Source organism: Mycobacterium sp., assembly GCF_050701675.1.
Classification (GTDB): Bacteria; Actinomycetota; Actinomycetes; order Mycobacteriales; family Mycobacteriaceae; genus Mycobacterium.
The window spans coordinates 1-10,991 of the sequence record NZ_JBOGDD010000497.1 but is presented as its reverse complement, the minus strand read 5'-3'; the positions used below and the strand labels follow the sequence as shown (position 1 = coordinate 10,991).

Annotated in this window: 13 protein-coding genes; 7 read left to right on the top strand and 6 right to left on the bottom strand. The window is 67.3% G+C overall.

Annotation, left to right across the window (positions count from 1 at the left end; genetic code table 11):
• Positions 1–2: 2 nt before the first annotated feature.
• The gene (locus ACRDUX_RS14960; RefSeq protein ID WP_526414807.1) at positions 3–434 is read left to right on the top strand and encodes an Lrp/AsnC family transcriptional regulator; all 432 of its coding nucleotides are present in this window, start codon (positions 3–5) and stop codon (positions 432–434) included.
• Positions 435–486: 52 nt separating this feature from the next.
• The gene (lat, locus tag ACRDUX_RS14955; RefSeq protein ID WP_526414806.1) at positions 487–1,827 is read left to right on the top strand and encodes an L-lysine 6-transaminase; all 1,341 of its coding nucleotides are present in this window, start codon (positions 487–489) and stop codon (positions 1,825–1,827) included.
• Between the two features lie 98 nt (positions 1,828–1,925).
• Here lat and ACRDUX_RS14950 read toward each other — a convergent pair whose 3' ends face one another.
• The 3 genes from ACRDUX_RS14950 to ACRDUX_RS14940 form a co-directional block, all read right to left on the bottom strand.
• Positions 1,926–2,507: a restriction endonuclease gene (locus ACRDUX_RS14950; protein WP_526414805.1), complete on the bottom strand. Its 582-nt coding sequence runs from the start codon at positions 2,505–2,507 to the stop codon at positions 1,926–1,928.
• A gap of 137 nt (positions 2,508–2,644) precedes the next feature.
• Positions 2,645–5,248, bottom strand: a complete 2,604-nt coding sequence (locus ACRDUX_RS14945) for a molybdopterin-dependent oxidoreductase (RefSeq protein WP_526414804.1) — start codon at positions 5,246–5,248, stop codon at positions 2,645–2,647.
• Between the two features lie 34 nt (positions 5,249–5,282).
• Positions 5,283–6,107: an FAD binding domain-containing protein gene (locus ACRDUX_RS14940; RefSeq protein WP_526414803.1), complete on the bottom strand. Its 825-nt coding sequence runs from the start codon at positions 6,105–6,107 to the stop codon at positions 5,283–5,285.
• 144 nt (positions 6,108–6,251) lie between these two features.
• Here ACRDUX_RS14940 and ACRDUX_RS14935 point away from each other — a divergent pair, with 144 nt between their 5' ends.
• On the top strand, positions 6,252–6,677 hold the full coding sequence (locus ACRDUX_RS14935; RefSeq protein WP_526414802.1) for an SRPBCC family protein: 426 nt from the start codon (positions 6,252–6,254) through the stop codon (positions 6,675–6,677).
• On the top strand, positions 6,674–7,000 hold the full coding sequence (locus ACRDUX_RS14930) for an ArsR/SmtB family transcription factor (RefSeq protein ID WP_526414801.1): 327 nt from the start codon (positions 6,674–6,676) through the stop codon (positions 6,998–7,000). Before ACRDUX_RS14935 ends, ACRDUX_RS14930 begins: the two co-directional genes overlap by 4 nt.
• An 82-nt stretch (positions 7,001–7,082) precedes the next feature.
• Here ACRDUX_RS14930 and mbp1 read toward each other — a convergent pair whose 3' ends face one another.
• Positions 7,083–7,319, bottom strand: a complete 237-nt coding sequence (gene mbp1 / locus ACRDUX_RS14925) for a microaggregate-binding protein 1 (RefSeq protein WP_526414800.1) — start codon at positions 7,317–7,319, stop codon at positions 7,083–7,085.
• A gap of 427 nt (positions 7,320–7,746) precedes the next feature.
• Between mbp1 and ACRDUX_RS14920 the strand changes: the two genes are divergently transcribed.
• Both ACRDUX_RS14920 and ACRDUX_RS14915 read left to right on the top strand, forming a co-directional pair.
• Positions 7,747–8,181, top strand: a complete 435-nt coding sequence (locus ACRDUX_RS14920; RefSeq protein WP_526414799.1) for an ATP-binding protein — start codon at positions 7,747–7,749, stop codon at positions 8,179–8,181.
• Complete coding sequence (locus ACRDUX_RS14915; protein ID WP_526414798.1) at positions 8,178–8,966, top strand: RNA polymerase sigma factor SigF; 789 nt, start codon at positions 8,178–8,180, stop codon at positions 8,964–8,966. Before ACRDUX_RS14920 ends, ACRDUX_RS14915 begins: the two co-directional genes overlap by 4 nt.
• Positions 8,967–8,981: 15 nt before the next feature.
• Here the strand turns inward: ACRDUX_RS14915 and ACRDUX_RS14910 are convergent, their stop codons facing one another.
• Entirely contained in the window at positions 8,982–9,353 is a 372-nt protein-coding gene (locus tag ACRDUX_RS14910) for a cupin domain-containing protein (RefSeq protein ID WP_526414797.1), read from the bottom strand.
• A gap of 53 nt (positions 9,354–9,406) precedes the next feature.
• Between ACRDUX_RS14910 and ACRDUX_RS14905 the strand changes: the two genes are divergently transcribed.
• On the top strand, positions 9,407–10,402 hold the full coding sequence (locus ACRDUX_RS14905; protein WP_526414796.1) for a GlxA family transcriptional regulator: 996 nt from the start codon (positions 9,407–9,409) through the stop codon (positions 10,400–10,402).
• A 313-nt stretch (positions 10,403–10,715) separates the two neighbouring features.
• Here ACRDUX_RS14905 and ACRDUX_RS14900 read toward each other — a convergent pair.
• The coding region (locus ACRDUX_RS14900) for a hypothetical protein (RefSeq protein ID WP_526414795.1) at positions 10,716–10,991 on the bottom strand (276 nt) is incomplete at its 5' end.

The following is a 10,991-nucleotide window of genomic DNA, read 5'->3' as shown; positions in this document are numbered from 1 at the left end:
AGATCGACCGGATCCTGGTGCGTGAACTGGTTGCCGACGGACGGGCGACGCTGGCGCAGCTCGCCGTGAGCGCAGGCCTGTCGGTGTCTGCCGTCCAGTCGCGCGTCCGCCGGCTGGAGACCCGTGGCGTCGTGATGGGGTACCAGGCGCGCATCGACCCCGAGGCCGTCGGGAACATGCTGTCGGCATTCGTGTCCATCACACCCCTCGATCCCTCTCAACCCGATGATGCGCCCGCGCGCCTTGAACACATAGAGGCCATCGTGTCGTGTCACTCGGTGGCCGGGGACGAGAGCTACGTCCTCCTGGTGCGTGTCCGGTCGGCGCGCGCGCTCGAAGACCTGCTGCAACAGATACGGACGGCGGCGAACGTCCGCACCAGAAGCACCATCATCTTACAGACTTTTTACGAAGGTCGCGACTTCGTACCGTAGAAAATCCTGCTCGATGGCATGCGGGGCGTAAATAATCCGTTAAGATGGCGTCATGACCGTTGTCCTGTCTTCGCGTGACCTGAGCCCCGCGTCCCCCGTGGCGCCCGACGACGTGCGCGAGGTGCTCAGTCGCAGCATCCTCGCCGACGGACTCGACCTCGTCCTCGACCTCGACCGGTCGGCTGGGTCGTATCTCGTCGACGCCCGCACCGGCGAGCGCTATCTGGACATGTTCACGTTCTTCGCGTCGTCCGCGCTGGGCATGAACCACCCGGCCCTTGCCGGTGACGCGGCGTTTCGCGCCGAACTCGCCGCAGCCGCCGTGAACAAGCCGAGCAACTCCGATGTCTACAGCGTTCCGATGGCCCGTTTCGTCGACACCTTCCGGCGCGTCCTCGGCGACCCCGCCCTGCCGCACCTGTTCTTCGTCGACGGCGGCGCGCTGGCCGTCGAGAACGCCCTGAAGGTCGCGTTTGACTGGAAGAGCCGCCTCAACGAGAGCCGGGGCCTGGATCCTGCACTCGGGACGAAGGTGCTGCACCTTCAGGGCGCGTTCCACGGCCGCAGCGGCTACACGATGTCGCTGACGAACACCGACCCCAACAAGGTGGCCCGGTTCCCGAAGTTCGACTGGCCCCGCATCGACGCCCCGTACCTGCGGCCCGACGCCAACATGGCCGAACTGGAAGCCGAGTCGCTTCGGCAGGCCCGCGCCGCGTTCGAGGCCAACCCGCACGACATCGCCTGCTTCATCGCCGAGCCGATTCAGGGGGAGGGCGGTGACAGGCACTTCCGGAGCGAGTTCTTCGCCGCGATGCGGAAGATGTGCGACGAGTTCGACGCCCTTCTCGTCTTCGACGAGGTTCAGACCGGCTGCGGGATGACCGGGACCGCTTGGGCCTACCAGCAATTGGGCGTGATGCCCGACGTCGTCGCATTCGGCAAGAAGACCCAGGTGTGCGGTGTGATGGCTGGCGGACGCGTCGATGACGTGGCCGACAACGTCTTCGAGGTCAGCTCGCGGATCAACTCCACCTGGGGCGGCAACCTGACGGACATGGTGCGCTCGCGTCGCATTCTCGAAACCATCGAGGCCGAGGGCCTCATCGACCGGGCCGCCGACCTAGGACGACATCTCCTCGACCGGTTGCGGGACCTCGCCGTTGACTTCCCCGCCCTGGTGGTGGACCCGCGCGGCCGCGGCCTCATGTGTGCGTTCGGCATGCCCACGGCGGCTCAGCGCGACGAGTTGATCACCAAGCTGTGGGACCGTCGCGTGATCATGCTGGCCAGCGGGCCGGACAGCGTCCGGTTCCGGCCCGCGCTCACGGCATCGCGGAGCGAGATCGACGCCGCCGTGGACGCGGTGTGCGCGGTGCTCACCAGCATGTAGCCGGCCCCCCCTTTGCCGCGAGCGTGCGCGTCTGTACGCGACACGCCGTTGCGAAACGGCAAGAGGCGCACGGTCGCGCCGCCGGTTCTCCGTGGGCTCTAGCGATCGATGGCGTCCGGCGCGGTGAGGCGGCGAATCGTGGACCCCAGCCGGGTGAGCTCCTCGCCGCCGACCAGCACGCACCCGTGCAGCTCCGCGAGTCTGCGCGCGGCAGGGGTGAAGCCGTGATTGGTCACCACCATGGTCTGCGTGCAGTCCTGCATCGGGGCGCCCGCCACCACCTCCTGCACCGCGCTGGTGCCGACCGGGCGGGCCTGCCGCTTGCATTGAACGGCAAGTCGATTCGGTCGACGGCCGACGATGAGATCCACGCCCCAGTCGCCGGACAGCGGTGTCATGATGACGGGAGCCCCGCACCCCCGGGCAATGCGCGCCACGTAATCCTCGAACTCCAAGCCGGACATGGCTTGCTGCGCGGCACCAGGGCTCTCGCGAGCAGCGGGAGTGCTCGCACCTCGGAGCACTCCGAAGACAAATCTCGGTGTCACGGTGACGACGACCGGTGCGAGGATGGCGATCACCGCGCTCCACGGAAGGTTGACTCCCGACAGGTGCGCCGCCACCCCTGCGGTGACGCCCAACGCGGCGTACAGCTTCAGTCGTGTCGTCCCACGTGCCACGAACGCATGGTAGGCCTCGACGCCGACAATGCCCGCTGCGCGAGCGTGCACCCTTTGCCATACCGCCGCGGCGTGTCGCGTGCAAACACGCACGCTCGCGGGGATGGGGAGGGCGGCGTTCGGGGGTGGCAGTCGGATCAAGTGGTGAGGGCGCGCCAGACCCTGGCGGGCGTCATGGGCAATTGGCGCAGTCGCGCGCCACATGCCCGGGCGATGGCGTTGGCCAACGCGGGGGCCACCGGGTTGTACGGCGACTCGCTCATCGACTTGGCGCCGAACGGCCCGAGCATGTCGTAGGTGTCGGCGAAGTACACCTCGGTGACGGGGAGGTCGGCCAACTGCGGAATGTGGTAATTGCGTAGGTCCTTGGTGGTGACTGCGCCGTCGGGGCCGGTGTGCATCTCCTCGTACAGGGCAGTCCCGATGGCTTGGGCGACGCCGCCCTCGACCTGGCCGCGGCACTGCTCGGGATTCATCACCACTCCAGCGTCGGCGGCCTGCACCGACTGCAGGATGCGCACCTCACCCGTCTGGACGTTGACCGCGACCCGGAACCCGTGCACGTTGAAGGCGACCGACCTGGGGGTGCCGTCGTGGTAGCCGCGGCCGACGAGGGGCCGCAAGTCGGGAGTGGCTTCGATCGCCGACCGCAGCTCGCGGCAGGCAGCCTGCACCGCAAGCCCCGCCACCACGGTGCCCGCCGAGCCGAACGCACCGGAGTCGTAAACCGTTGCATCCGTGTCAGATTGGCGCAGTCGTACGCGGTCGGCGCCGATGCCGAGCTCGGACGCGACGATCTGGGTATGGACGGTGGAGGTTCCGTTGCCGAACTCCGCTGTGCCGACCGACAGGGTGTAGTCGCCGTCGGCGTCCAGTGAGACCGACGCGTCGGCGAAGTGCCCACGTGGCGGGATGGTCGCGATCATCGCGATGGCCATCCCCTCGCCGATCCGCCACTGGGCGCCCTCGGGTGGTGTCGCGCCCTCCCCGGCGGCCAACGCCTTCTGTGCGAGATCCAGGCACTGGTCCAGGCCGTAGCTTCCAAACGTCAGGTCGTCGTCGGCCACGTGCGAGTCGACGAACGGGTCACCGGGCACGACGACATTGCGCCGTCGCAGGTCGAAGGGGTCGATGCCGAGCCGTTGCGCCAGTTCGTCGAGCGCGGACTCCACGGCGAAGATCACCTGCCCGAGGCCGTATCCGCGGAAGGCGCCGGAGGGAATGTTGTTGGTGTACACCGCTTGCGCGTCGACACGCTTGTTCGAGCACCGGTAGACCGCCATCGACTCGCCGCACCCGTGGAACATCACACCGGGGCTGTGGTTGCCGTAGGCGCCCGCGTCCAGCAACACGTCCACCGCCAACGCGGTCAAGACACCGTCCGCACCCGCCGCGACGGTGGCGTCCACGCGGAACGGGTGCCGGCACGGTGCGGTGGTGAACTCGTCGGCGCGGCTGAACTCGTAACGCACCGGCTGCCCCAGCCGAAGCACCGCGAGTGCGACGAGATCCTCGGTGAGCATCTCCTGCTTGCCACCGAACCCGCCCCCGACCCGGCGGGTGAACACGTGCACCTGCGAACGGTCGAGGCCGAAGACGTAACACAGCTCATCGCGGACCAGGAACGGCACCTGCGAACTGGTGCGAATGACCAAGCGCCCCTCGTCATCTCGCCATCCGGTGCTGCCGTGAGTCTCCAGGTGTGCGTGTTGGACGCGCTGCGTCGTCCACCGCCCGCCGACGACGGCGCCCCCGGAGTCGCGCGCCGCGGCCATGCCGGCCTCGACGTCCCCGACGCCACCGTGCAGTTCGGCGACGAGGTTGCGGGAGACGTCTGCGATCCGGGCAGCGGCCCCCTTGTCTCCGTGCACCAGCGGCGCGCCTGCGCTCCGCGCGGCCTCCGGATCGAACACGGCGGGCAGCTCGGCGTACTCGACCCGGATCAGTCGGCAGGCATTGTCGGCGAGTGCGGGGGTGTCGGCGATGACGGCGGCGACTCGTTGACCGACGAACCGAACGGTGTCGTCGAGGACGAACCAGTCGTCGGGATCATCGGCCCGGCTGTCGTGTCGCGCCGTCGAGAACGCGACGGCAGGGCTGTCGCGATGGGTCAGCACCAGCCGTACCCCAGGAAGCTGCTCGGCTGCGGTGGTGTCGATCGAGGTGATTCGGGCGTGCGGCAGCGGACTGTGCAGCACCGCCATGTGGAGCAAGCCTTCCGGGGTGTGGTCCATCGTGTACTGCTCCGTGCCCGTGACGACCCGCATGCCGGCGGGGGCGCCAACGGAATCGCCTGCGCTCCCGGCCTTCTTGGTGTTGACGGCGCCGGCGAGGGCATCGGTGATCGCCCGGTATCCGGTGCACCTGCACAGGTTGCCCTTGAGGTTCTGGGGAAGGTCGTCGCGCTGGTCGGGAGTCAGCGCGGACGTCGTGGTGATCATGCCGGCGGTGCAGAATCCACACTGGAATCCCGCTGCCTCGACGAATCTCCGCTGCATTGGGTGCGGTTCGTCGGGCGTGCCCAGGCCCGCGACGGTCGTGACGTCGTGCCCCGATGCGCGGAACGCGGGGAACACGCACGAGTGCACGGGTGAGCCGTCCACCAGTACCGAGCATGCGCCGCAGTCACCCGCGTCGCAGCCCTTCTTGACTTCGAAGTGGCCGTGGTCACGAAGGTACGTTCGCAGGCACTGGCCGGGCCACGGATCATCCTGCAGCACTTCGCCGTTGACGGTTATCATGCGCGATCCCGCTTCGCTTCTCGCTCGACGACAGTCACGAGAGCTCCTCGCAGACCTGCTCTGCCAGAAGCAGACTCATGGCGCACCGCCAGTCGGGATCGCCGTGCGGGTCGTCGGTCCACGCGTCGGCGGGTATGCCCGCGTGCGCTCGGCGCACCTCATCCACGTGGGGCGGGGACGGGAAGGTGAAGACATGGGGTCGCACTGTCGCGGCGGTCACCGACAAAACCAATGTGCCGGCTGGGTCGAGGCGCCCGATCACGACGATCCCGGAGCGGCCAAGCGGCGACGGCGCGAGCTTGCGGTAGGCGGTGCGGCCCAGGAGCGCCGACGACGGCAGATGCACCGAGCGAAGCACGTCGCCAGCGGCCAGAACGTTGGCCGACGAGCCGGTGACGAACTCCGTGATCGGCATCCGGTAGTCGGTGCCGTCGGCGCGCCACACCACGACCTCGCCGTCGAGCGCGGAGGCCATGGAGATCATCGAGCCCGCCGGGAGCGACAGACAGATGTTGCCTCCGATCGTCGCGGTATGCCAGATCTTGAACGACGCCAGCAGCGCGGTGCAGCACTGGTGGAACAGGGGAGCGGCCCGCCATTGCGGACGCGTCAATGGCAGGCGTGTCGACAACTCCGACACCTGCGCCAGGGTGCACGTGGCGGCGAGTTCAATTCCGTCGTCGCGCAGCGTGATCGCGGGCCAGCCCAACTGGCTGAGGTCCACCAGCCGTCGAAGGCTCGGCTGTGGCTCGGAGAACAGCCACGTGCCGCCCGCCACCAGGGCATCCGCCGGTCCGAGCGGCCACAGTTCGTCGCGCCGCCGCGGCGTGCTGACCGTCTCGACGGTGTTGAGGTCCACCGATCGACGGTAATCAAGCATGACGCTCGGCGCATGCCGTGAGGCACGGGACGATCCGATACATGCAACTTGAGGGTTGCATGACGGTCTCCGATGTGCAACCCTCGAGTTGCAATCGACTGATCAACGAGGAGACTGGACGCCATGGCGGAACTCGACATCACCCGCAGCATCGACATCAAGGCCCCCCTGGACAAGGTGTGGGCGGCCATCACCGAGCCCGACCTCATCGCCCAATGGTTCGGCGAGACGGCGGAGTTCGACGCGACTCCCGGCGGAAAGGGCTCATTCGGCTGGCCGGAGCACGGTCCATTCCGGATCGCGATCGAACACGTCGACAAGCCGAAGACGCTCGTCTACCGGTGGGCCCGTGACGTGGGCGTCGACCCCGTGCCGGGCAACTCGACGCTCGTCCGATTCGACCTGACCGAGATCGCCGGCGGCACGCGGCTGGACCTGTTGGAGACCGGTTTCGAGGAACTCGACGACCCACAGGCCGCGCAGGCAGGCAACGTCCAAGGCTGGCTGGCCGAACTCGGCGAACTCGTGGAGTTCGTCGAATCACGGTGACGAACCGCGCAGCGGGGGTGCCAGCGGTTCTCTCGGTGCTGGCCGACGAAACCCGCTGGCACATCCTGACCGAGGTCGGCGGGGCGGACCTATCGGCGAGTGCGCTTGCCGCCCGGCTGCCCGTCAGCCGTCAGGCCATCGCCAAACACCTGACGGTGTTGGCCGACGCCGGACTCGTCGAGCACGTCCGCGTCGGCCGTGAGATCCGTTACCGCGCAGTGGGAGCCCGCCTGAGCCGGCTCGCCGTCGAACTGGAGGCGATCGGGCGCAACTGGGATCGGCGCCTCGCGGCGATCAAGCGCATCGCCGAAACGGCAGAGTAGACGCCTCGGGCCGTCTCAACGCAGAAGGAGGCCCGGCCGGGACGCCCCGGCCGGGCCCATTTCGAGCAATGGCTCGGGAGAGCTACTGCTCTGCCTTCTGGCGAGCCTCGGCTGCGGCGGCGCCCCCACGGGCGGCGTCGGCTTCGGCTTCCTTCTTGGCGACTTCGCGCTCGGCCTCGGCCTTGTCCTGCTGTGCCTTGCCTTCGCGGGTGAGGTCGTCGCGGCCCGTCACGGTGCCTGCGACTTCCTTCGCCTTGCCCTTGACGTCTTCGACGATGCCCTTGATGCCGGCTTCGGGGCCAGTGTCCTTGTCAGTCATGGCTACCTCTCATCTCGTCCACCACTCTGGAATGCCGTCCGCCCACTTCTTGAGCTCGGCGACCCCCCTTCGAGGTCCTACGTGGTGTCTTTGCGTGCCCTCGCAGGCTGCCCGAGCGGGCGCTCGGCTAAACGAACTGCGGCGCGCGTCACCCTGCGGCGCCACGCGAATGACGTTGATTTCGACCGGGATCCGAGGGAGATCGCCGCACTGCCTTCACACGGGGTTTAAGCCTGGGCGGGCTGGGCACACACGACTGGAATGACTTCGAAGAAACGATCAGGAGGCGCGAGGTACAACGTGATCACACTCGCGGTGACGACATCCCCCCGTTGCTCTGTGTCGCAGACGACTGGTGATCGGAGTGCTGGTGGTTAGCTCAGAGCCAGCTCGGGGTAATCTCGCGTGGAGATCAGTTGGAGGGCGCGTGTCAGACGGTCAGGACGACCTCCGTGGAGGGCATCGCAGCCCACGTTCCGTCGAGGTCCGGGTCGCGGCGAAGCTGGAGAACCTGGCGGTGTTGCGCACGGTTGTCGGCGCCGTCGGGACGTACGAGGATCTCGACTTCGACAGCGTCGCGGACCTGCGTCTCGCCGTCGACGAGGCCTGTACCCGGTTGATCAGGTCCGCCACCCCGGACGCCACGCTCGTCCTGGTGGTGCACCCGTTGGACGAGCAACTCGTCGTCGACGTGTCTGCGGCGTGCTCGTCGCCCGACATCGTGGTGCCCGGCAGCTTCAGTTGGCACGTCCTGAGTTCTCTGACCGATGACGTCAGCACGTTCAACGACGGGCACGGGACCGACGACGCTCAAGTCTTCGGCATCTCGATGACGACGAACCGAGCGAGTTCACTGAGGTGACCACGCAGTCCTCTCGGGGCTCGGCGTCACGGTCGAACTCTGAATACGCGGACGTCGTCGACATGTTCCGCACGTTGCAGGAGCTGCCCGAGGGCTCCGCGAAGTTCAGCCGGCAGCGTGACTCCATCGTGGAACGGTGCCTGCCGCTCGCCGACCACATCGCCCGCCGGTTCGATGGCCGCGGTGAACCGCGTGATGACCTCGTGCAGGTGGCCAGGGTCGGGCTGGTGAACGCCGTGATCCGGTTCAACGTGGATGCAGGTTCGGACTTCGTGTCCTTCGCCGTGCCGACCATCATGGGTGAGGTTCGGCGACACTTCCGAGACAACAGCTGGTCGGTCAAGGTGCCCCGGCGGCTCAAGGAGCTCCACCTGCGCCTCGGTGCCGCCACGGCCGAACTCTCGCAGCGGCTCGGTCGCGCCCCCACGCCGTCGGAGCTCGCCGCGGAACTGGAGATCGACCGCGAGGAGATCGTCGAAGGGCTCATCGCGGGCAGCTCCTACAACACACTCTCGATCGACGGCGCAGGCGGTGGCTCCGAAGAGGCTCCCGCCATCGCGGACACCCTCGGCGACGTCGACCTCAACCTCGATCAGATCGAGAACCGGGAATCGCTGCGCCCCTTGCTCGCCAGCCTTCCCGAACGCGAGCGGCAGGTGCTGCTGCTGCGGTTCTTCGAGTCGATGACGCAGACGCAGATCGCCGAGCGGGTGGGCATCTCGCAGATGCACGTGTCACGACTGCTCGCGAAATCCTTGGCGCGGCTGAGGGATCAGCTCGAATAGTGCGCGTGCAGCCGATTAGCCGTGGCCCTGGCTGGCTTCTGAGGTGTTGCTCCATGCCGGCTTGCCGCCGGCGGCGTTGGACGTGACAGACGGCCCGATGATCAGGAATCTGGCCTCGTCCTGGGCCACCGGACGGTGTTCGACGCCGCGCGGCACGACGAAGAGGTCCCCGGGATGCAGATGGACGTCGCGGTCACGCAGCTGCACCGTCAGTACGCCCTCGACGAGAAGAAACACCTCGTCCTGGTCGTCGTGAGAATGCCAACGCGTCGAGCCGATGCCCTTGGCCACCTTGAACAAGTTGCCGTTCGCCTCGGCCACGACCCGTTGCGACCAGTATTCGGTCAAGGTGTCCAGCTCGGCGGTCAAGGTGATGCGTTCGGTCATGATCGTCGACGGTAGGCGCCGCACGCCGCACCCGACAGGGGTAGAAATGGCACATGTCGCAAGAATCCTGCCGGGTCGCTGATCGTCCACCTCACACCGTGGCACTGATCGTCGACGAGGGCTCGAATCCCTTCGAGATGGCGTGCGCCTGCGAGATATTCGCCGCCAGGCGGCGCCCGGAGATCGGCTTCGAACCGTATCGAACCTGGATCGTGTCGCCAGGTCGGTCGACTCACATGCGCGACAACCTCTTTCGCCTGACTGGTGTCGAAGACCTGGCCTCACTCGAATCGGCCGACACCGTGATCGTGCCGAACCGTCCTGACGTCGATACGGCATCGCGGGCGGCGGTCCTGGCGGCGATCCGGGGCGCACATCGACGCGGAGCGAGACTGGTTGGATTGTGCACCGGCGCCTACACCTTGGCCGAGGCAGGTCTGCTGACGGGCCGACGCGCAGCGGTGCACTGGCAGCTTGTCGGCGACTTCGCCGCCCGCTACCCGGATGTGCACGTCGAAGGAGACGTCCTGTTCGTCGACGACGGTGACATCCTCACCTCCGCGGGCAGTTCGGCCGCTCTGGACCTGGCCCTGCACATCGTCCGCAAGGACTGGGGCGCCGAGGTCGCCAACCACGTCAGCCGACGGCTGGTCTTCAGCGCCTTCCGCGATGGCGGCCAACGGCAGTTCGTGCAGCATCCCGTGCCCGACGTGTCGGCGGCATCTCTGGCCGCAACCCTCGACTGGGCCCGAGAACACCTCGACCGGCCGTTGACCGTCTCGGACTTGGCCCGGCACGCGCATCTCGCCGTCACGACACTGCACAGGCGGTTCCGCGCCGAACTCGGCACCACGCCCCTGAGCTGGCTCACCGCGCAACGAGTCCAACACGCTCGATGGTTACTCGAAAGCGGCGAACTGCCGCTCGAACGCGTGGCGCAACTCAGTGGTCTTGGCACCTCGGCCAACCTGCGCGAACTCATTCGGCGCGACACCGGCCTGGCTCCCTCGACGTACCGCAAGCACTTCCGCGCCGCGCACGCCCCCTAGGTCACCCGGCCGCTCAGCTAGCGGTCTCCACGAGGCGAGCCGAATGGCGCTCCGATGAGCCCAGGCCAGCGACTTTCCTCGTTGCCGTCTCGTTTCTCGAGATTTGAGGTCGATCAGATCCTGGCTCACGTGCCACTGAAGTTGCCTGGCTGCTGGGTGCGTTTTCGTCAAGTGATTTGCCGCAGAGATCGGCGCGAATTGTGGGCCCGGCTTGTCAGCTGGCTTGATCTGGAAGAGCAATTCGGCTCCGCGAGGGTCGATTTGGGCGTATCCGAACTCGTCTCAAGAGTCTTGGGCGATTGGGTCCCGTTGCTTAGCTCTGGTTGTAGATGCTGAGGGCGATGGTGATGGCGGTCTGGCTGCATTGGTCGTCGGTGAGGTCGAGGTCGCCCATCATCGCCACGCTCCATCCGATGGCGAACAAGGCTTGGCGTGCGTGGAACACCGCTAGGGGTTCGTGCGCGGGTGCGGTCATGGCGTCGGCGACGGCCTGGAACTGGTATCGCAGATCAACCCCGACACCTAGTGTCCGGAACGCGGCCGCGTTGTCGTGCATGAAACGGGTCATGTCGCGGCCGGTGTGATGCAG

Bases quoted from the DNA above. Each gene is read 5' to 3' on its own strand.
- lat (WP_526414806.1), top strand. From the start codon at position 487: ATGACCGTTGTCCTGTCTTCGCGTGACCTGAGCCCCGCGTCCCCCGTG.
- ACRDUX_RS14945 (WP_526414804.1), bottom strand. From the start codon at position 5,248: ATGATAACCGTCAACGGCGAAGTGCTGCAGGATGATCCGTGGCCCGGC.
- ACRDUX_RS14935 (WP_526414802.1), top strand. From the start codon at position 6,252: ATGGCGGAACTCGACATCACCCGCAGCATCGACATCAAGGCCCCCCTG.
- mbp1 (WP_526414800.1), bottom strand. From the start codon at position 7,319: ATGACTGACAAGGACACTGGCCCCGAAGCCGGCATCAAGGGCATCGTC.
- ACRDUX_RS14910 (WP_526414797.1), bottom strand. From the start codon at position 9,353: ATGACCGAACGCATCACCTTGACCGCCGAGCTGGACACCTTGACCGAA.
- ACRDUX_RS14905 (WP_526414796.1), top strand. From the start codon at position 9,407: ATGTCGCAAGAATCCTGCCGGGTCGCTGATCGTCCACCTCACACCGTG.